This window comes from Bacillus cereus group sp. N6 (assembly GCF_016483705.1).
GTDB lineage: Bacteria > Bacillota > Bacilli > Bacillales > Bacillaceae_G > Bacillus_A > Bacillus_A wiedmannii.
This window is the reverse complement of sequence record NZ_JAEHBI010000018.1, coordinates 18313-37871: the sequence shown is the minus strand read 5'-3', so window position 1 is coordinate 37871 and position 19559 is coordinate 18313. Positions and strand designations below refer to the sequence as shown.

The window sequence follows — 19559 nt, the reverse complement described above, 5'->3', positions numbered from 1 at the left end:
ATTGACATATAGTTCTTTCTAGTGTTAATATTCTAAATAATCAAAGAAACAAAATATTTCACCATCAAAATAGAACGTCTACTACGTTGAAACATATAACGATAGATTATAGATCAACATGTATATACATATAGAACACCTGATTACCTACATACACATATCTATAATAGGTTTTCTCTTCTTCTATAGCTACACTTCAAAACGTGGACATTACGACGTTACGAACAACACATTTAGGGAGGAACGAACAATGAAGAAAAAAGTTGTACCTGTTGTTGCATCTGTTTTAGGGGCAAGTCTATTACTAACTGCTTGCGGAGGAAATAAAGATCATGCAAGCGGAGCGAAAGCAAATGATAAAGCAAATGATAAACAGGCAATTAACTTATCATTCGCTTCAGAAATTCCAACAATGGATGTTGCAAAAGCAACGGATGGGGAATCCATGAGCGTAATGCGCAATGTTTTTGAAGGTTTATATGCAATGGGAGAAGATAACAAACCAATTCCTGGTGTTGCTGAGTCGGTTGACCTTAGTCCCGATAAAACAAAATATACATTCCACCTGCGTGATTCAAAATGGTCAAACGGTACTCCAGTTACAGCAAAGGACTTTGTCTTCGCTTGGCAGCGTGCCGTAAATCCTGATACAGCAGCTGAATATGCATTCTTATTCTTCGATATACAGAATGCGAAACAAATAAGCCAGAAACAATTGCCAATTGATCAACTAGGTGTCAAAGCTCTTGATGATAAAACGTTAGAAGTACAACTAGACCGTCCTGTTCCCTACTTCTTAAGCTTAACGACATTCTCAACATTCTTACCAATTAATGAAGATTACTTAAAATCTCAGGGCAATAAATATGGTTTAGAAACAAATCATTTAATTTACAACGGTGCTTTCATATTAGATAACTGGAAACACGAGCAAAGCTTTCAATTGAAGAAGAACCCCAACTATTGGGATGCTAAAACTGTAAAATTAGAAGAAATCAACTTCAATGTCGTTAAAGATAAATCTACAGAAGTTAACTTATACGATTCAGGACAAATTGATCGCGTTGCTTTAACTGCGGAGTTTGTTGATAAATATAAGAGCGATCCAAACTTCAAAGACCGCGCTGAAGTTGGCATTCAATTTTTACGACTAAATCAAAAAAATGAAACATTAAAAAATCAACATGCACGCCTTGCTATTAACGGAGCAATGAATAAAAAAGCATACGTAGAAACAATTTTAAATAATGGTGCTATTCCAGCTGAAGGAATGGTTCCTGCGAAATTCGCAAAGAGTCCAGAAGGTAACGACTTCCGTAAAGAAAACGGAAACCTAGTCAAAGATGATGTGAAAACAGCGAAAGAAAACTGGAAAAAAGCGAAACAAGAACTTGGTACTGACAAAGTAACAATCGAACTATTAACAAGTGATAATGCTTTAGCTAAAAAAACTGGTGAATATTTAAAAGGTGAACTAGAAAAGAACCTAGATGGATTAACAGTGACATTAAAACCACAACCACGTAAACAACAGCTGAAACTACTATTAAGTGGTGACTATGAAATCGGTATTGATGGCTGGGGCCCTGACTTCGCTGACCCAATTACATTCTTAGATTTATTTACAACAGATAGTGCTTATAACTTCGATAAATACTCTAACAAAGAGTACGATGCACTCATTCATAAAGTGAAAACAGATTTAGCTAGCGATGAAAAGGCTCGCTTTGAAGCAATGAAGCAAGCTGAAAAAATCCTATTACAAGACGGTGCTGTCGCTCCTTTATACCAACAAGGTCGTTCTTACCTACAACGCGGATTTATTAAAGGGCTTGTAACAACTGACTTCGGTGGTGAATTTAACTACAAGTGGACAGAAGTTACAAAATAATAAAATAAAAAAGGTATCCAATCGCAGGATACCTTTTTTATTTTATACTTCTTTAACTACATAGCTTCTTCTCTTTACTATTCCTTTTATAGATACAGTAATTACTGCTACCAATTGTGTAACTAATATAATGACTAATAATGAAATAATATTTTTCTCTAAACTTACTCCCCCAAATATTATTGTATAATAGCCATTCGCTGCATATGTTGCGGGAAATAATTCACCGATTGTTTGATATGTTTTAGAAAGCATCTCATGTGGTACAATTACACCCGAACTTACAAGTTGTAATGATAGTGAAATTATATTAAAGATCATACCTGCATTTCCGAAAACAGTTATGAACATTTGTGTTAATGAAAGAAAGGCGAAGAAGACTATTGTCAATAATCCTCTTCCCCTTCTTTTTGCATCGAACTAAAACTCATTATAAATATAAACATAAACATCAAATATGTTCTCCACGTCAAAGAAGGTATATGTCCCGACCACAGATAGCTAATGAAATAGTTAATTCCCATAATACAAGACGATACTACTAAACTAATACTTATTAGTTTTGCATATTTGAACATATCTTTTCTCCTTACTTTTCTATCTCTTCAAATTGCAGATTTATTGGCTCTTCTAGTAGTGTTTCATAAAAATTTTCAGCCAAATCTGTTGAAGGAATTTTTCCATCCACTTCATCAAATCGAATACTATCTAGCCACACACAACCTTCCCCTGATAATAAGACACCAAATGCTATACCAAGTGCTTCTTCTTTTATATCTAATACAACCGAGTACGATTGCCAGTTATTCGTATTTTTAATTGGGCGATTTTGCATGTTATCCATAGCGAGTGGTTCTGTATCTTTTCCGTCTACTCTCATCCACAATCCTGCCCAATCTCTTACGTTCTCACTCTTAACAAATGCTGTTAAACGTAATCTTTTACCTACATATTTATCCGCTCGGAACATTTGCATTAATGTTGAAAATCCTCCGTGCGTAACATTCTCTTTTGCTTTTATGTATGCAGATACTTTTCCTTGATGGGCAACTTCATAGTCTAAACCCATCTCATATTCAGCAGGATGACTTCCACTTAAGATCCATCCTTTCGGTATACTTTTTTGCATTGAAACACCCTCTCTTTCTATATAAAATGACTGGAAGTACTTTCGATATTTCTTCGGTGGCAATTGAAACATTCTTTTAAAGGCTCTCGTAAATGCCTCTTGTAAGGAAAAGCCGTATTGTACTGCAATATCAATAACAGCCCTCTCCGTTGACACTAAAGCTTGCGCAGCATGAGTTAACCTTCTCTTTCGAATATAATCCGTTACACTCATCCCAACATATCTTTGAAAGATGCGATGAAAATGGTACATCGATACTGCACTGTGAGACGCCACTCTTTCTGTTGTAAGCTCCTCATGTAAATGCTCCTCTATATATTCAATTGCTTTTTTTATCATCTCTTTATATTCTTCATGCATTTTAGTACCTCCTCACAACCTTAATTTACCATATACATAAAAATCATTTTTGATTTAAATTGCGGATTAAACTTTGTGGCTACAAGTTAATAATTTATTTTCAACACATACATAATTACATGATTTTGGGAAAAACTTGTATAGAACGAATTTACATAAGGAGGAAATTATAATGAGAATTTTACTATCAGTTTTATTAGCGCTTATGCTAGTACCTGTATTAACAGGATGTAAAGCTCCTGCAAAAGAAGATACAACTTCTAATAAGAAAACTACTGAAGAAGCAAAAAATGAAGCTCCTGCTGATTTAAAACTTAACTTCAATGAATTTAGTTTAGATGCAGACTATCAAGATACAAAGAAAGACTACGAGGCTGATTATAAGAATGTAGCAGCTGATAAGAAAATGGAAGCAAAACTTGAAGACCACAAATCAAATGCAAAGTTTACAGGTGACGAGGCTATTACAAAATTAAGCCCACTTCTACAAGAATTAAAATTTGATAAAGATACTCCTGACCAAGAAGTAATCGATCAAGTAGTAAATGTGTTCAAACTTGATAAAGACTACCAAAAGTTTGATTTAGAAGTTGTCTTCTCTGATGGAACGAAAAAAGAATATAAAAGAGAAATAAAATAAAGAAGTAGGCGGTTGCCTACTTCTTTATTTTTGCATATCTTAAATCTGGTTTAGATCCAACATAATATTGAAGTCCAGATACTGATCCTTTTTGTAAGTAAGAATCAGAAGGGAATATAATTGGAATTAACGGTGAATCTGTAAACATAATATCTTCTGCTTTATGCAATAAATCAAAACGCTTATCTTCATTTTGTTCAACTTCTGCTTCTTTGATTAAAGCGTCAAATTCTTTATTATGCCATTTTGCATAGTTGTTTGGACCATCACCTGCATATAAATCTAGTTTAGTAATTGGGTCTAATAAAGAACCGCCCCATCCCATATAAGCTAATTGGAAATCACTTTGCTTATATGTATCGATGTAACTCTTCCACTCTTTATTTTCTAATTTAATATCTACACCAAGATTTTTCTTAAACATTTCCTGCATTGCTTCTGCTACTTTTTTATGCTGTGTATCCGTTGTGAATTTTAATGTTACTTCAGGTAATGTAGACCAACCTTGTTCTTTCATACCCTCTTCTAATAATTTTTTCGCTTCTGTTGTATCAAATTTTACGTAATCACCTTTTTCTTTACGGAAATCACGACCACTTTGTGTTTTTGCTCCTTCTGGAACGAATGCATATGCTTCTTGCGCATTATTCTTATACAGTTTTTCAACGATAAACTTACGATCAACTGCTAATGAAAATGCTTTACGTACTTTCGCATTTGTGAATGGCTCTTTTTCTACGTTAAACGAATAAATATAAGATGAGAATCCCGCAACACGCTTATATTCTTTATTTCCTTTTTCTTTCTCAATCATTTCTTGTGGTAAACCACTTAGTAAATCTAATTCTTTTGATTTGTATAATTGGTACGCTGTTTTAGAATCTGGAATAATACGAAACTCAATTTCTTTTAATGTTACCTTTTTATCATAGTATTCTTTATTTTTTTGTACTGTAATTGCTTGGTTATGCTTCCATTCTTTTAACGTGAATGGTCCATTTGTAATTAACTCTTTTGGATCTGTTTTTAATTTGTTGTTATCATCAATTGATTTTTTAGATAATGGAATAAATAATGAACTCGCTAATTTTTGTTTAATAGAAGCAACTGGGTGCTCAAGTGTTACCTTTAATGTTTGAGGATCAGCAACTTGAATACCAACTTGGCTTTCTTCACCTTTTCCAGTATTATACGCCTCTGCGCCTTTAATAAAGTACATTTCTGTCCCATTCATAGAACCCGTTTTCGGATTTAATAACCGCTTCCATGCAAATTCAAAATCATTTGCTGTAATAGGAGAACCATCTGACCATTTAATATCTTTCTTTAAATGGATTGTATATTCAGTTCCATCTGCATTTACTTCTTCTTTCTCTGCTAATTCATTTTGATATTTCCCATCACTATCTTGCGTATATAAGCTTGAGAATAAATGTCCAATTACATAACCTGATGTGCTATCTGTTGCAATAGCGGAATCGAGTGTATATGGATCGCTACCAATATTCGTTACTAATCGATCTCCTTCTCCCTTACCAGCACTCGCCTTTTGCGCCTCTTTTTTACCGCAAGCGACAGAAGTAATTGCTAATACGGTCATAATGACAAATAATAAAAACTTCTTCATCCTACATTCTCCTTTAACCCGAAATTTTTGGTGTTGATGCTAATAATGTTTTTGTATAAGAATGTTGTGGATTACGGAATACTTCATCCGTATTTCCAAATTCAACAAGTTCTCCTTTATATAAGACAGCTACCTTTTCACATAAATAGTGAACCATCGGCAAATCATGCGCGATAAATAAATATGTATAGCCTTGTTCCTTTTGAATCTTTTGCAACAAGTGCACAATTTGGATTTGAAGTGAAACATCTAACGCTGAAATTGGTTCATCCAGGATTAATACTTCTGGCTCACATAATAACGCCCTTGCAATAGCGATCCGTTGACGTTGTCCTCCGCTAAATTCGTGTGGGTATCGATCAGTGTATCGTCTATCTAATCCAACACGTTCTAGCGCATCACCTGCTACCTCATCTTTCAATCCTTTATCACCTAAACCGAATGAAATATATCCTTCTGTTACGCTATCGCGTACTTTCCAGCGCGGATTTAATGCAGCTGTTGAATCTTGAAAAATGAATTGTACTTTCTGCAAGAAATCTCGCTTATGAGCTGATTTCAACTTGTGAACAACTTGACCGTTATAATCAATTTGACCAGACGTTGGGCTCTCGATCCCAGCTATAAGCTTACCAAGTGTTGTCTTTCCTGAACCACTTTCTCCAATAATGCCAAGCGTCGTTCCTTTCGGGATAGAAAGTGATATATCTTTTAGCGCTATGATTTCTTTCTTTTTACTTCCATACGTTTTCGTTACTTGCTTTACAGTAATTAAATCTGTCGTCATGAGGCATTCACCTTCTCTTTTGATTTCGCTTGGTCATGCTCTAGAACATGTTGCCAACAATGTGAACTGTGTTCCCCAGAATATGCTGTTCTATCAGGGAAACGATGAACACATTCTTGTATTGCTACTGGGCATCTATTTACAAATGGGCACCCAAAGCTATTTAACGTTTCAATTGATGGTGTTGTTCCCTCAATGGCCCTAAGTACCTTTTCGGAATCATCCATATTCGGAATAGCTTGCAATAAACTTTTCGTATATGGGTGCTTAGGTGAACCTATCACTTCTTGTATCGTCCCTTTTTCAACAACACGTCCCCCGTACATCACAACTACTCGGTCAGCTACTTCACGTACAAGCGCCAAATCATGTGTAATTAATAAAATACTCGTATTTTGTTTTTCTTTTCGCTCTTTTAATAACCCCATAATTTGCTTTTGAATCGTTACATCTAATGCAGTTGTAGGCTCATCTGCAATAACGAGCTTTGGGTGACACGCAAAAGCAATTGCTAAACAAATACGTTGCCTCATGCCTCCGCTTAATTGATGTGGGTACTGTTCAAAACGTTTCTCTGCTTCATGTATCCCTAAATCATTTAATAAGTTAATCGCAATTTCTTTTGCTTCTCTTTTCGATTTTTTCTCATGTTGCAAAATCACTTCTGTAATTTGCCTTCCTACTTTCATCGTCGGATTTAAAGAGGACAGAGGGTCTTGAAAGATAAATGAAATATCTTTCCCTCGAATTTGATTCCATTCTGATTCTTGTAAATTCGTCAACCTTTGAGATTGGAAAGAGATGCTTCCGTCATCAATGTGAATAGATTCTTGATTTAATCCGACAATAGATTGTGCTGTAACACTTTTTCCTGAACCACTTTCTCCTACAAGTGCAACGATTTCACCTTCATTAATAGAAAAGGAAACATGCTTCACAATTGCTTGCTTACTATTCTCTTTTTCAACGACCAATGTTACGTTTTCTAAAGATAAGAGCTGTCCCATGTTTTTTCTCCTTTCGATTCCGGTTTACAATCTTCGGATCAATTGCATCTTGCAAACCATCACCAATTGCATTAAATGCAAACATAATGAGTGCAATCATGATTGCTGGGAAGAATAATTGCCACCATTCTCCGCTTAGTAATGTCCCGAGTGCATCGTTAGTCATCGTTCCCCAGCTCGCTGCTGGTGATTGTACTCCGAGTCCGATAAAGCTTAAAAATGATTCTGAGAAAATAGCTGCTGGAATTGTAAATGATAAATTTACGATAATAATGCCTGTTAAATTCGGAATGATGTGTCCGTATATAATCTTCATATGCGATGTACCTAATCGCTCTGCTGCAATAACAAATTCTCTTTGCTTTAAAGATAATACTTGTGCCCTAACGAGACGTGCCATGCCAATCCATCCTGTTAATGCAAGGGCAATAATAATTGTAAAAAGCCCTGGTTTCATAACGATTAATAATAAAATAACAATTAATAAATATGGGATACCGTATAACACTTCAATCCCTCGTAAAATCCACTCATCAATTAACGTTCCAAGGCGACTACGTCCTCTCACATATCCACTAAAGCCCCCGATTAGTACACCTATTCCTATATCAAGAGCCGCTGCCACTAATCCAACTGTTAGTGAAATTTTCCCTCCAGCCCAGGTGCGCGCCCATATGTCCCTTCCTAAATCATCTGTTCCGAACCAATGCTCACTACTAGGTGGGAGGTTTGTTGCTTCTTTTACTTGTTCACTCGCAGTAAATGCCGTTAAACTTTCGCCAACCAGTGAGAAAATAATAATTAGTAATAACGTCACTGCCCCTAAAACTGCTATAGGGTTTGATATAAACTTGCGAAACACTTCCTTCTTTCGACTAATCGTTTGCTGATCTTTATTTATCGTTAATTCTTTTTTCTCCTCATTCGTTAATAACTGTTTATTGATTTCATAAGCTCCCATTTAAATGCCCCCCTCCTTACGTAATAGAACGAATACGCGGATCAACAATACGGTGAATAATATCTGTAATGAAAATACAACAAATTAATAATGCACTATAGAAAATCGTTGTTCCCATAATGACCGGATAATCCCGGTTAAAAATACTATCTACAAAATATTTTCCTAGACCAGGAATGGAAAATATTTTTTCAATAACGAAAGTTCCTGTTAAAAGTCCAGCCATTAACGGTCCAACAAATGTAAGTACCGGAACAATCGCATTTCGAAGAGCATGTCTTATAATGATTTTCTTAATTGGTATGCCTTTCGCTCTCGCTAGCTTAATATAATCACTCTGCAAAACTTCAATCATATTAGAGCGAACAAATCTTGTAATAACCGCGATTGGTCCTAACGCTAATGCGAAGGATGGCAATACCGTATGTTCGAATGTGCCCCAAGACGCTACTGGTAAAAGTTCAAATTGTATAGCAAATACTTGTATAAATAGTGGTGCTAAAATAAAACTTGGAATAGAAATACCGAGAATCGCAAGTAAGCTCACACTATAATCAATTACTTTCCCATGATATAGAGCTGCAAATGTACCTGCTGCAATTCCGACTAATAATGAAATAACAAGTGCTTGTAAACCAATAATCGCTGATGGACCAAATCCTGTCGTTATAATTTCTGATACACCTTGACCTGTGGATTGAACAGATTCACCAAAATCAAAATGAACTACGCCATCTAAATAAGCAACATATTGATTCCATAACGGTTCATCAAGGTGATACTTCGCTCTCATGTTTTGTATCACTTCTTCAGGAAAGATTTTCGCATCTGATGAAAATGGATCCCCTGGAATGATATGCATAATCAAAAATGTTACTGTTGTAATGACCCATAGCGTGAACACCATAACCGATAGTTTTTTAATAACATACACTTCAATAACCCCCTAAACAAATGTATTTACTTTGTTTTATTGACATATTTGTTCCTATTACTTTTCCGCTTCTTAAAACACAAAAAGCCTTGATCTTAAAAAATAAGATCAAGGCTTAATAAACGAAGGCCCATCACTTATCTTTCAAGACTTGCTTGCCGGAATTAGCACGGTGTTCCTGTTACAGAACCCGCTGCTGAGGTGTCATAGGGCCAGTCCCTCTACCTCTCTGGATAAGTAAATTGCTATATTATTATTTGGTTCAAATTGTATATTTTGAATTATAATTCTGAAAAAATGAAAAGTCAATCAAATTGGATATATTTAGAAAAATCAGTTTTCGCTCCTTTTATCGAAATTACAGTTTTCTCTTATAATAAAAAGAAATAATATTAAAGAAGTTATAAGATGAATCCCTTGCTTCTTGCTACTATAGGATTACCATTAACAATCGTTATACTTGTCATCATCGGGGTCTATAAAGTGAAACTTTAATCAGTGGGGGGCATCCCCCACTGATTATTAGTTGAACCAATCGGGCTTTTACGGGCAGTGGATCCCCTACCTAACTTCTTTGCTTTCACTGAATTTTGATGTGGGGGTCTTACTGCCCGGCAAATAGCGGGATAAACTCTTTATTAAAAAGAAACGTATCACTTCTTTTTATACTCCATTCGATAATATTACCAGACAAACAATCTCTGAATTTCACGAAAAACAAAATGTATTAGTATCCGGGGATGAAGACGGAGATGGTAAGAAGAAAAAATAACCTTGCGCGTACGCAAGGTTATTTTTTCGTTTCTGCTTGAAAACGTTTATAGTATGTTGATGCTGTTGCAAAGTTAATTTCTATATCACGAATCAATGATGAGTCTTCTTCTTTAGCTAACTTCTGTAATTTTTTCATTGCTTGTTCCGATTCATTCAAGAAACCAGCGTATACCTCATGTTCTTGCTCTTTCGATTTTGGAACACGAATTTCTTTACGTATATTATCAATATCTTCTAACATGCTAGTCGTTACCTTTTGCACATCTTCTTTATATGTAGCATTCGTTATTTCCTTACCGCCCTTTTCTTTTGCCACTTCAAATAACTGTAGTGCTTTATTAATTTCTTTATTCATTTTCATATCGTATTTTTCATGTACTGCACGGTATTCTTTCATCTCTTCTGTTTGCTCAGTAGATTGCTCTACCTTTTCTTTCGGTTCTTTCGTATCTTTATTTCCATTACATCCTGCTAGAAGGATCATACTTCCCATTACAGCAATACCCAAAACCTTCTTCATCTCTTCTTCTCCTTTTATCTACAGCTACTACTCATTATAGTTTCTTTTATCTCCACTTGTTATTATACCGAGAACATCCTACTTTTTACACTTAAGACGCTACCTTAATATACATGCCTACATTTTTGTCACAGTATCGTCACTTTATGCAAATAACTTTTGCACTGCTTTACTACATCACCTTACAAAACTGTAAGCACACATAAAGAACAAACCATGCTAGACTTACATATGCATAACGCAAACATATGTAAGTTTTTAAGGAGAATCATCTATGTACAACACAATGCCTTTTATGGGAGAAGATATTCGTGTCCTTATTCGTGAAAAATCACTTCATATCGAAAATACAGAGAGCCTTCGCCGCGTATTAAAAAAGAAACATGCTCCATTTAAGTTAGCCCAATATTTAAAACAACAACATACAAATCAATTTCATACCGTGCTAAATATATCAGATAAATCATTAACAATCGAAATCATCGGTCACGTCTACATTGGAAACTTCGCAGATATCTTAAAAGAAATCCCACGTATACCGAAAATTGCTCCTATTATCGTTAAAAAAGCGTATAAAATTACCGACCATACCGATATTATCGACTGCGGGGAAAAAGAAGTCGATAGTAATCGCTGGGTGTGGGATAAACTTGCTGTTTTATATGATACGATCATGAATAATATGTATGAGGTATTTCAAAGAAATGAAAAAAAGAACTGATTCAAATATTCCCTTTGAATCAGTTCTTTTTTGTTAAGCCTCTAAATTTTGTCTTTGTTGTAGTTCAAACTGCTTTTCACTTCTTCTGGCCATAAATAGATAACATAATACAGCACCAATTTCACAAAGAGCTATTACAACCCCCATCGGTAATGCGGTGTTGCTTCCACCAATACCTACTAACGGTGCAACAAGTGCTCCTGAAATAAATTGTAATAAACCTAATAAAGCCGACGCTGTTCCTGCAGCTTGTTTCTGATTTCTCATCGCTAATGAGAACCCAGTTGTTGATACAACCCCGACACTTGATACGACAAGGAATAACGAGCATAAAACACCAATTAAACCTATTCCTAGTAAGATTGTCAGTAGTAAAGATAAACCACCAACGGCTGCAATAATAATACCGGAAACGAATAACGTTTTCTCATTCACTTTCCCTGCTAAACGGCCCGTAACCTGACTAGCAATAATAATACCGATACCGTTAATCGCAAAGAATAAGCTAAATTGCTGTGGTGATGCTCCGTATATGTTCTGCAACACAAATGGTGAGCCCGAAATGTAAGCAAACATTGCCGCCGTTACTAGCCCTTGTGATAATGCATATCCCATAAACAAACGATCTTTTAACAGTTTTCCATACGTCGCCAATGTCCCTGACAAACCACCTGTTTCTCTTTCTTCAGGAGGTAATGTTTCACGTAATACGAAAGTAGCTGATATTAACATGAATACACTAATTGCTCCGAGAACGATGAAGACACCGCGCCATGTTGTGAACTGTAGTAATTGTCCCCCTATAATCGGTGCCAAAATAGGCGCTGCTCCGTTTACTAACATGAGCAGTGAGAAAAACTTCGTCATTTCAGAACCTGAATACATGTCACGTACCATTGCACGTGATATAACAATCCCGGCCGATCCTGAAGCCCCTTGTAAGAAGCGCAATAACACTAAACTCCAAATAGATGGTGCAATAGCACAAAGTAAAGAAGAAGCAACATAAATAATAAGAGCGATAATAAGAGGTTTGCGCCTTCCGTAAATGTCACTAATTGAACCAACAAATAATTGTCCTACTGAAAGCCCAAGCAAACATGCTGTCAATGTAAGCTGTGCAAGAGATGCGCCTGTTTGTAAATCATCTGTTAATTTTGGTAAAGAAGGCAAATACATATCAATAGATAATGGCCCAATCGCCGTAAGTGTCCCTAATACAAGAATCATCCATAACCTATTTGTCTTGACAGGTTTATATATTTCGTGATTAACTCCATTCACTTTTCCGTTCACCCTTTCCGATAAATACTAAATCGTAACAATTATAGTTACAACATAAACATACGTCAAGTATAGTTCATTTTCCTGTTTCATACCGTAAAAAAAAGCGATAGAATTTCTATCGCTTTACTTTTTCAAATTGCTATTTGTAAATTTAGATACGGAAGACATCGCCTCTCCTGTATCTAAATATGTGATTTGAATTGGATCTCCCACTTCTGTAAACATAGCATATGGGAATTTCTTCACCGGTATCATAAATACTTTTTGTTCATTCTCTAACAGTACATACACAATTGTATTTTCACCTGATTTTTCTTTATATACACGTTGTACAACGCCTTCTTTTTGTGCTTCTTTACCATTTGAAGTCGGTCTAAATGAATCTCCACTTCCACTCAGCGCATTTTTATAATTCTCAAGCGCTTCTTTTTGCGTCGAACCTGTTGCAAATATTTTCGCATTAGAAGCATAGATAACTGTATGAGCACGTACTAATCCCCCGTCATCAATAACAGGTACAATCCAAGAAGGTTTACCATACACGTTATAAATAACCGGCATCGTTCCATGCCATTTCTCTCTCTTAAAGGAATTATCCACTACTTCCGAAGCAGCTGAACCATCCATAATCCCCTTCACTTCTTTTCCGTTATAGTAATACAACTTACCTGTACGCGCATCGATAAGCGAGTAACCTAACGCAGAATCTACTCCCTCTTTTGGAGAGGTGAAATCAGTAAAGTAATATAACGTTCCATCCTTACCGAAAATTGGTGTAACTCCTTCTTTCGTTCCCCACTCAGTCGGAATCTTCATATCCGTTTGCGAGAATTTCGTATTCCAAAATCCGTGAATATATTTACCGAAGTATGTATTTAATGTAGATGCGGTCTCGTGATTTAATACACCATCAACAAATTTAGGCGCTTTTCCTTCATCATATCTTTTCACTTCACCTGTTTGTGCATCTACTACTACAACGCCCTCTACCTCAAATCCAGATCTTCCTGAAATAAATTCACCATACGTCATTGTATAATACGGTTTCCCTTTATCATCCACTTCAAATTTAGGTTTCCCTTTAAAGATTAGATTTGGTTCTGCTTGCCTTACAACACGCCCTAAATTATTCCCGAAGAACATGCTCGGCACATATTTCATTTTATAACCAAGATGCAGTTTCGCTTCCGCATCAGGATTCGTACCTGACATCGTTACGTACCCTGGAATTGTCTCAGCTTTACGTGCTTTAAAAAAGCCTGAAACTTCAATCGGTGCTACATATAAAGCCTCACCATTTACCATTTGTGGCGTTAATTCCCCTAGCTCAAAATAAGCTACTTTCGGAATATCCCCAAATACTTTTTTCATTTTATTCTCCGCTGTCTTTGGCGGCACTGTAAACGGTTGATCATTTTCAGTAAACGGCTCTGAAATATCTTTCTCGATCTTCACAACAGAATCATATTTTTTTTGCGTGATTACTATATCGTGTAAATAACCAAAATAGCCGTAACTTGCGAGTAAAACAAACATTAGAAGTCCCTTTAACGTACCTTCTAATTTCCCTATTTGATTTTGTGAAAATAAAACAAGCCCAATTAAAACTGCTACTGCAACGGCATAATGAGTAAGAATCGAATCTGCTCGATCATCGATTAGCCAAAGATATTCATAGATTGCAATACCTATCCAAAATAATACAGGAATAACTAAAATGGATGATTTCTTACCCTTTACAACCTTCTCATCCCCTTTCTTATCCACTGCTCGAAGTTTACTACCGCTTCTTGTCCATGGAATCAAAAACAAAGTGAGAATAGCTAAAATTAAAAATTTCATCAAAGGCAATGTCCCCTTTTCTTTTATTTTCCCTTTTAGTATAACAAATAAAGGGTATTCAGGTAAAAATGGGGATGATTATATTTTTTTACTACTTAATACAATCCCACTCACTACATATAAGATAGATGCAATATAAAAAATGGTGCCAATCGTAAAGAAATCTACTAAATATCCCGTTGCAATAATTGCTATTGCTCCTCCAATCGATGTCCACACATGATATTTTCCAATCTCATAACCAGCATTTTCTTGCACAACCTTTCGTGCTAACGACGTCTTCTCGGTATTACGCTGCACAGCACCTAAAACTCCCATTACAATTTGAAGAATATACACATGCCAGACTTCCGTGGCAATCGGGAAACAAAGCATTAATATTGCCATGGACCAAGCATATATAATTAATAATTTTTGATCGCCTACTCGATCAGACATCTTTCCTACTAATGGATATACAAGTGCTGAAGTTAAAGCAAATAAGCCATACGCCCAGCCAAACTGCGAGAAGCTATTCCCAACATTCCGAAGCAATAGAATGTAAAAAGGAAATACCATACTTCCCGCCATCATAATTATGCTTTGTGACGCTACAAATCTTCTATATGTCATTTCGTATACTCCCTATAAAATAAATTCACAAATCTCTCTTTTGGATCCGCTTCTTTTTTCTTCTGAAGAAATTCTTCTATACGAGGATATGCCCTCTTTAACTGCTCCTTCGTTGGATACGAATAGTACGGTAAATAATAACTACCATTATGTTTTAAAGTAACATCAATCATTTTCTGAATGACATCTTCTGTTTTCTTTATTTCACCCTCTGAGCGTCCTTGGTTAATTAAAAGAACTAGCGCAAACATATCATCTTTCGCATAGGATAAAACTGCATTTTCATTCTTTTCCACATAACGAATCGTAATATTGAGCAAATTAAACTCTTCTTCATTTAACACGTTACGTAAATCATCTATGTATTCCGTGAAGAAATCTATAGGCACAAAGTATTCTTGTAACACTTCTGTTCTATTCGGATTTTCATATTCCATAAAGGCACTATCTGACCTCATAACATTATTTCGCGTCTCATACGCTCCATCTGTACGCTCAAAATAACTTCTTTGTATATCCCAAAATGTATTCTTTCCCCAATCGCTATAACGGGATAATCCGAGTAAAAATTTCGGTGCAGCTATAATAGTTTCCTCTTTTAATTCACTGTACTCTTCCCTCATATTTTGATTTTTCGCCAATGTATAATCTGTCACATACATCTCTTTTAAAAATGAATTGGGGGCAACAGAAATACGGGCTAAGTGCATACGAACATTTTCATCTCTTTTCACTTTATCTTTGAAATAAGATGTGTATTCTTTATAATCTATCATTCTCGTATGCATTTCATATAATTCATCATCAGTTAACTTTAATGTCACATCTAAAATGACACCAAATAGCCCGTAACCACCTATGACATATGGAAATAGCTCTGCATTTTCTTCTCTACTTACATTACGTACCGTACCATCTGCCATTAACAATCTGAATGACTCTACTGTATCAATCAATGCTTCATGACGAATATCACGCCCATGTACATTCACACTTAATGAACCACCAACAGTAAAAATATTTTGAGATTGCATTACTTGAACCGCAAGACCATATGGATTGATTTTCTTTTGAATGTCATTCCATGTGACACCGCTTTGCACCCTAATCCTCTTCTCCTCCGGATCAAATTCTAATATTTTATTATACCCCTTCATATCAAGCATCGTGCCGTTCGGATAATGCGTCTGTCCTCCTTGGCTATGTTGCATACCTGCAATGGAAATTTTCTCTCCGGAAGTATTTGCATCTTTCACTACCTGTTTTAATGAACGTTCATCCTCAGCATTTTCAACACGTTTAATTTTCGTCGGAAGCAACTTTCCTACATCGCTCATAATAGGGTGCTTTAGTTGCTCTTTATATGTATTTACAGATGTTGCAAGCAACACTGTATAAGCCACAATGACCACCGCTATCTTTCTTTTTTTCAAATGACACTCTCCTCTTCTACAGTTTTCCCTCTTCATATTGTACCTATTTTCCTATGAAGAAAGTATACAAAAAAGAGGGCACCTTATTTTAGGTCCCCCCTCATCAAAACTATTACTTTGCTGCCGGCAATTGTATTGGGTCAAACTTTTCGTACGACGTATATTTTGCGTTCGTAATAATGTGTGCTTTATCCTTGCCGTTACTACTCATAATCATGTCTATCTTTGCTGATTCATATTTAAAATCTTTTGTAATGATATATTCTGCATCCACTTCTTCTATCTTCGCATTTTGTGCTTGTAACATTTTCTTCTGTGTTTCATCCATGCTAGTTAACATACTTTCTGTTTCTTGCCCTTTTAATGTAAATTTCAGTTTATATTTATCTCCGCTTTTCTCCATCTTCATTTTATCTAAAACTACTGCTGGTACTTCTAACTTATCTATAATATCTTGAGTCGCTTTCATTCCACCAGCGTTTAATTGCTCCTCTGGTACGGTTATAACTTCTCCTGTATTAGGGTTTTTTACCTCACCAGCAACTTTACCATCCACAGTATACACTACAACATCTGTACCGGAAATATTCATTTCAGAACGAGAATTCTTTGTCTTTGGCTCTAATTGCATCTTAGCCTTTAATATATCCATCTCTGTCCCCTCAGCTTTTACCCCTACACCATATGTCATCGTTACATGCTCTTCATTTTTAAAAGCTTCGTTCGTTTTCTTGAAAACATCCTTCGCTGCTAATTCTTTTTCTTTTTGAACTGATTCTTTTTTCGGTTCATCCATCTTTGCTGTTTTCTCATTACTACACCCTACCCCTAGACTGATTGCAAGTACTAAACTTGAAACAAAAATAATTTTTTTCATAATGTCGCCCCCTTTCCCAAAATAATATCACCTCTTTTCCTATGAAATCTATATAATTTTTAATCTATATTCGCTATATAGCGGCATGTTTAATGAAGGTTTTAAATATGATGTAAATAACAACAACTCATTTCAGGAGGTCATTATGAAGGCGATCATTTGCACACAGTATGGACCACCTAACGTTCTTCAGCTTCAAAATATAGAGAAACCTACACCTAAAAAGAACGAAGTATTAATTAAAATTCACGCAACAAGTGTATCGACTGGAGATTGCAGAATACGCGGTTTTAATAGTCCCCTCTTATTTTGGATTCCTATGCGGATCATATTAGGTTTCAGAAAACCGAGAAACCCTATACTCGGCGTAGAGTTATCCGGTGAAATCGAAGAAATAGGAACAGATGTAACTCAATTTAAAGAGGGAGATCCTATCTTTGCATTAACTGGCCTTCATGCTGGTGCTTATGCTGAATATACATGTGTACATGAAAGTGGATTAATAACATTAAAACCTACCAATGTGACGTATGAAGAAGCGGCAGTTATTCCTTTTGGTGGAACTTCAGCATTGCATTTCCTGAGAAAGGGCCGTATAAAAAAAGGGCAACAAGTGCTCATATATGGTGCCTCCGGATCAGTAGGAACAGCTGCTGTACAACTTGCTAAATATTTCGGTACGACCGTTACGGCTGTTTGTAGTAATTCAAATTTTGAACTCGTTCAATCTTTAGGAGCCGATAAAGTAATTGATTATACGAAAGAAGATTTTACTAAGCCGGGCGAGCGCTACGATATTATATTTGATGCAGTTGGGAAGTATAAAAAATCCCTTTGTACAAATACATTAACATCCAATGGAAAATATGTATCTGTTAATGGAATGATGGCCAAGGTAAGTAAAGAGGATATGATTCTATTAAAAAAACTAGTCGAAACGGAAAAACTAAAGCCCGTTATTGATAGAACTTACCGATTAGAAGAAATTGCTGAAGCTCATATGCATGTGGAAAAGGGACATAAAAAAGGGAATGTTTCCATTACCTTAAAATAAAATATATTCAGAAAATAATATTGACAATTCTATTTGTAAGATTTACTATTAGTACCATATTAAAAACCTACATACACATACTCTTATCAAGAGTGGCGGAGGGACTGGCCCGATGATGCCCGGCAACCGAGCTTATGACGTATAAGCTAAGGTGCTAATTCCTGCAAAACGAGTTTTCGTTTTGGAAGATAAGAGAGGAACCTATTTTGTCTATTCGGCACCTCTCTTATTTTTGAGAGGTGCTTTTTATTTTGGAACGTATATGAAGGGGGAACTATAGATGAAAAAAGTATTATTGAGCATTGTAAGTGGAGCGGTATTATTGTTAGGTGCATGTGGTGCTAATTCTGATAAAGAGGTAAAAGCATTAGATGAGAAAAAGATTACTGTCGGTGTAACGGGTGGACCGCATGAACAAATTTTTGAAAAGGTAAAAGAAGTGGCAGCGAAAGACGGTCTCGAAATTGATGTAAAAGTATTTAATGATTATGTAGCACCGAACGTATCTTTAGATGAAAAAAGCCTCGATGTAAATAGCTATCAAACGAAATCTTATTTAGACGTATTTAAAGCTGAACGCAATATGAAATTAACTGAAGTATTTTCAACAGTAACATTCCCTATGGGCGTATATTCTAAAGACATAAAAGATGTAAAAGACTTAAAAGAGGGCGACGCAATCGCTGTACCAAATGATCCAACGAATGAACTTCGAGCTTTAAAACTATTTGAAAAAGCAGGCGTTTTAAAAGTGGATCCAAAGGCTACAGAAAAAGCGACTGCGAAAGATGTAATTGAAAACCCAAAGAAATTAAAAATTGTTGAATTAGAGGCATCTCAATTACCGACACAACTAAGTGAAGTGAAAGCAGCTGCAATTAATACAAACTTTGCATTAGGTGCAAAATTAAGCCCTGCGAAAGATTCTATTTTCCGTGAAGGAAAAGATTCACCATATGTAAACTGGGTCGTTGTTCGTACTGAAAATAAAGATGATGCTGTTGTAAATAAATTAAAGAAAGCTTATCAATCTAAAGAAGTAAAAGAATTTATCGAGAAAAAATTTGATGGTTCAGTTTTACCATCTTGGTAGGAGCTGACGA

20 protein-coding genes and 2 riboswitches are annotated in these 19559 nt (G+C 35.7%); of the genes, 6 read left to right on the top strand and 14 right to left on the bottom strand.

The window, feature by feature from the left end; genetic code table 11:
* Positions 1–250 precede the first annotated feature (250 nt).
* Positions 251–1891: a peptide ABC transporter substrate-binding protein gene (locus JDS99_RS14655; RefSeq protein WP_199695281.1), complete on the top strand. Its 1641-nt coding sequence runs from the start codon at positions 251–253 to the stop codon at positions 1889–1891.
* A 42-nt stretch (positions 1892–1933) separates the two neighbouring features.
* Here the strand turns inward: JDS99_RS14655 and JDS99_RS14650 are convergent, their stop codons facing one another.
* From JDS99_RS14650 to JDS99_RS14640, 3 genes are read right to left on the bottom strand one after another with little or no spacing between them, the layout of a single operon-like run.
* Entirely contained in the window at positions 1934–2281 is a 348-nt protein-coding gene (locus tag JDS99_RS14650; protein WP_097891789.1) for an ABC-2 transporter permease, read from the bottom strand.
* Positions 2278–2469, bottom strand: coding sequence for a hypothetical protein (locus JDS99_RS14645; RefSeq protein ID WP_088609472.1), 192 nt, complete (start codon positions 2467–2469; stop codon positions 2278–2280). Before JDS99_RS14645 ends, JDS99_RS14650 begins: the two co-directional genes overlap by 4 nt.
* 11 nt (positions 2470–2480) lie before the next feature.
* Positions 2481–3380 carry a helix-turn-helix domain-containing protein gene (locus JDS99_RS14640; protein WP_199695280.1) on the bottom strand — a complete coding sequence of 300 codons (900 nt, stop codon included), beginning with the start codon at positions 3378–3380 and terminating at the stop codon, positions 2481–2483.
* A gap of 172 nt (positions 3381–3552) precedes the next feature.
* Between JDS99_RS14640 and JDS99_RS14635 the strand changes: the two genes are divergently transcribed.
* A complete protein-coding gene (locus JDS99_RS14635) occupies positions 3553–4020 on the top strand; it encodes a YusW family protein (RefSeq protein WP_001221562.1) in 468 nt (155 codons plus the stop codon).
* A gap of 16 nt (positions 4021–4036) precedes the next feature.
* Here JDS99_RS14635 and JDS99_RS14630 read toward each other — a convergent pair whose 3' ends face one another.
* The 5 genes from JDS99_RS14630 to JDS99_RS14610 are packed head-to-tail and all read right to left on the bottom strand — an operon-like array spanning position 4037 to position 9336.
* Positions 4037–5647: a peptide ABC transporter substrate-binding protein gene (locus JDS99_RS14630; RefSeq protein WP_199695279.1), complete on the bottom strand. Its 1611-nt coding sequence runs from the start codon at positions 5645–5647 to the stop codon at positions 4037–4039.
* A gap of 13 nt (positions 5648–5660) precedes the next feature.
* The gene (locus tag JDS99_RS14625) at positions 5661–6434 is read right to left on the bottom strand and encodes an ABC transporter ATP-binding protein (RefSeq protein ID WP_060486393.1); all 774 of its coding nucleotides are present in this window, start codon (positions 6432–6434) and stop codon (positions 5661–5663) included.
* The gene (locus JDS99_RS14620; protein WP_088061703.1) at positions 6431–7441 is read right to left on the bottom strand and encodes an ABC transporter ATP-binding protein; all 1011 of its coding nucleotides are present in this window, start codon (positions 7439–7441) and stop codon (positions 6431–6433) included. Before JDS99_RS14620 ends, JDS99_RS14625 begins: the two co-directional genes overlap by 4 nt.
* Positions 7398–8402 carry an ABC transporter permease gene (locus JDS99_RS14615; RefSeq protein WP_199695278.1) on the bottom strand — a complete coding sequence of 335 codons (1005 nt, stop codon included), beginning with the start codon at positions 8400–8402 and terminating at the stop codon, positions 7398–7400. Before JDS99_RS14615 ends, JDS99_RS14620 begins: the two co-directional genes overlap by 44 nt.
* A gap of 16 nt (positions 8403–8418) precedes the next feature.
* On the bottom strand, positions 8419–9336 hold the full coding sequence (locus JDS99_RS14610; RefSeq protein WP_199695277.1) for an ABC transporter permease subunit: 918 nt from the start codon (positions 9334–9336) through the stop codon (positions 8419–8421).
* 134 nt (positions 9337–9470) lie between these two features.
* Positions 9471–9576: riboswitch (SAM riboswitch) on the bottom strand.
* Between the two features lie 397 nt (positions 9577–9973).
* Between JDS99_RS14610 and JDS99_RS14605 the strand changes: the two genes are divergently transcribed.
* Entirely contained in the window at positions 9974–10108 is a 135-nt protein-coding gene (locus tag JDS99_RS14605; RefSeq protein ID WP_199695298.1) for a DUF3951 domain-containing protein, read from the top strand.
* 18 nt (positions 10109–10126) lie between these two features.
* Here the strand turns inward: JDS99_RS14605 and JDS99_RS14600 are convergent, their stop codons facing one another.
* Positions 10127–10630: a hypothetical protein gene (locus JDS99_RS14600; RefSeq protein WP_000756533.1), complete on the bottom strand. Its 504-nt coding sequence runs from the start codon at positions 10628–10630 to the stop codon at positions 10127–10129.
* Between the two features lie 274 nt (positions 10631–10904).
* Here JDS99_RS14600 and JDS99_RS14595 point away from each other — a divergent pair, with 274 nt between their 5' ends.
* Complete coding sequence (locus JDS99_RS14595; protein WP_000282867.1) at positions 10905–11351, top strand: hypothetical protein; 447 nt, start codon at positions 10905–10907, stop codon at positions 11349–11351.
* 33 nt (positions 11352–11384) lie between these two features.
* Here the strand turns inward: JDS99_RS14595 and JDS99_RS14590 are convergent, their stop codons facing one another.
* The 5 genes from JDS99_RS14590 to JDS99_RS14570 form a co-directional block, all read right to left on the bottom strand.
* Positions 11385–12635 (bottom strand): multidrug effflux MFS transporter, encoded by a 1251-nt coding sequence (locus tag JDS99_RS14590; protein ID WP_080377454.1) that lies wholly within the window; start codon positions 12633–12635, stop codon positions 11385–11387.
* Between the two features lie 126 nt (positions 12636–12761).
* The gene (locus JDS99_RS14585) at positions 12762–14480 is read right to left on the bottom strand and encodes a DUF3981 domain-containing protein (RefSeq protein ID WP_199695297.1); all 1719 of its coding nucleotides are present in this window, start codon (positions 14478–14480) and stop codon (positions 12762–12764) included.
* Positions 14481–14558: 78 nt separating this feature from the next.
* Positions 14559–15092 (bottom strand): MFS transporter, encoded by a 534-nt coding sequence (locus JDS99_RS14580; RefSeq protein ID WP_048567287.1) that lies wholly within the window; start codon positions 15090–15092, stop codon positions 14559–14561.
* Positions 15089–16525 carry an FAD-binding oxidoreductase gene (locus tag JDS99_RS14575; RefSeq protein WP_199695276.1) on the bottom strand — a complete coding sequence of 479 codons (1437 nt, stop codon included), beginning with the start codon at positions 16523–16525 and terminating at the stop codon, positions 15089–15091. Before JDS99_RS14575 ends, JDS99_RS14580 begins: the two co-directional genes overlap by 4 nt.
* A gap of 112 nt (positions 16526–16637) precedes the next feature.
* Positions 16638–17402 (bottom strand): hypothetical protein, encoded by a 765-nt coding sequence (locus tag JDS99_RS14570; RefSeq protein WP_199695275.1) that lies wholly within the window; start codon positions 17400–17402, stop codon positions 16638–16640.
* A gap of 145 nt (positions 17403–17547) precedes the next feature.
* Between JDS99_RS14570 and JDS99_RS14565 the strand changes: the two genes are divergently transcribed.
* A complete protein-coding gene (locus JDS99_RS14565) occupies positions 17548–18456 on the top strand; it encodes an NAD(P)-dependent alcohol dehydrogenase (protein WP_087984968.1) in 909 nt (302 codons plus the stop codon).
* An 80-nt stretch (positions 18457–18536) separates the two neighbouring features.
* A riboswitch (SAM riboswitch) is annotated at positions 18537–18651 on the top strand.
* An 85-nt stretch (positions 18652–18736) separates the two neighbouring features.
* Complete coding sequence (locus JDS99_RS14560) at positions 18737–19549, top strand: MetQ/NlpA family ABC transporter substrate-binding protein (protein ID WP_087984969.1); 813 nt, start codon at positions 18737–18739, stop codon at positions 19547–19549.
* Positions 19550–19559 lie beyond the last annotated feature (10 nt).

Bases quoted from the DNA above. Each gene is read 5' to 3' on its own strand.
- JDS99_RS14655 (WP_199695281.1), top strand. From the start codon at position 251: ATGAAGAAAAAAGTTGTACCTGTTGTTGCATCTGTTTTAGGGGCAAGT.
- JDS99_RS14645 (WP_088609472.1), bottom strand. From the start codon at position 2,469: ATGTTCAAATATGCAAAACTAATAAGTATTAGTTTAGTAGTATCGTCT.
- JDS99_RS14640 (WP_199695280.1), bottom strand. From the start codon at position 3,380: ATGCATGAAGAATATAAAGAGATGATAAAAAAAGCAATTGAATATATA.
- JDS99_RS14635 (WP_001221562.1), top strand. From the start codon at position 3,553: ATGAGAATTTTACTATCAGTTTTATTAGCGCTTATGCTAGTACCTGTA.
- JDS99_RS14630 (WP_199695279.1), bottom strand. From the start codon at position 5,647: ATGAAGAAGTTTTTATTATTTGTCATTATGACCGTATTAGCAATTACT.
- JDS99_RS14625 (WP_060486393.1), bottom strand. From the start codon at position 6,434: ATGACGACAGATTTAATTACTGTAAAGCAAGTAACGAAAACGTATGGA.
- JDS99_RS14620 (WP_088061703.1), bottom strand. From the start codon at position 7,441: ATGGGACAGCTCTTATCTTTAGAAAACGTAACATTGGTCGTTGAAAAA.
- JDS99_RS14615 (WP_199695278.1), bottom strand. From the start codon at position 8,402: ATGGGAGCTTATGAAATCAATAAACAGTTATTAACGAATGAGGAGAAA.
- JDS99_RS14600 (WP_000756533.1), bottom strand. From the start codon at position 10,630: ATGAAGAAGGTTTTGGGTATTGCTGTAATGGGAAGTATGATCCTTCTA.
- JDS99_RS14595 (WP_000282867.1), top strand. From the start codon at position 10,905: ATGTACAACACAATGCCTTTTATGGGAGAAGATATTCGTGTCCTTATT.
- JDS99_RS14585 (WP_199695297.1), bottom strand. From the start codon at position 14,480: ATGAAATTTTTAATTTTAGCTATTCTCACTTTGTTTTTGATTCCATGG.
- JDS99_RS14580 (WP_048567287.1), bottom strand. From the start codon at position 15,092: ATGACATATAGAAGATTTGTAGCGTCACAAAGCATAATTATGATGGCG.
- JDS99_RS14570 (WP_199695275.1), bottom strand. From the start codon at position 17,402: ATGAAAAAAATTATTTTTGTTTCAAGTTTAGTACTTGCAATCAGTCTA.
- JDS99_RS14565 (WP_087984968.1), top strand. From the start codon at position 17,548: ATGAAGGCGATCATTTGCACACAGTATGGACCACCTAACGTTCTTCAG.
- JDS99_RS14560 (WP_087984969.1), top strand. From the start codon at position 18,737: ATGAAAAAAGTATTATTGAGCATTGTAAGTGGAGCGGTATTATTGTTA.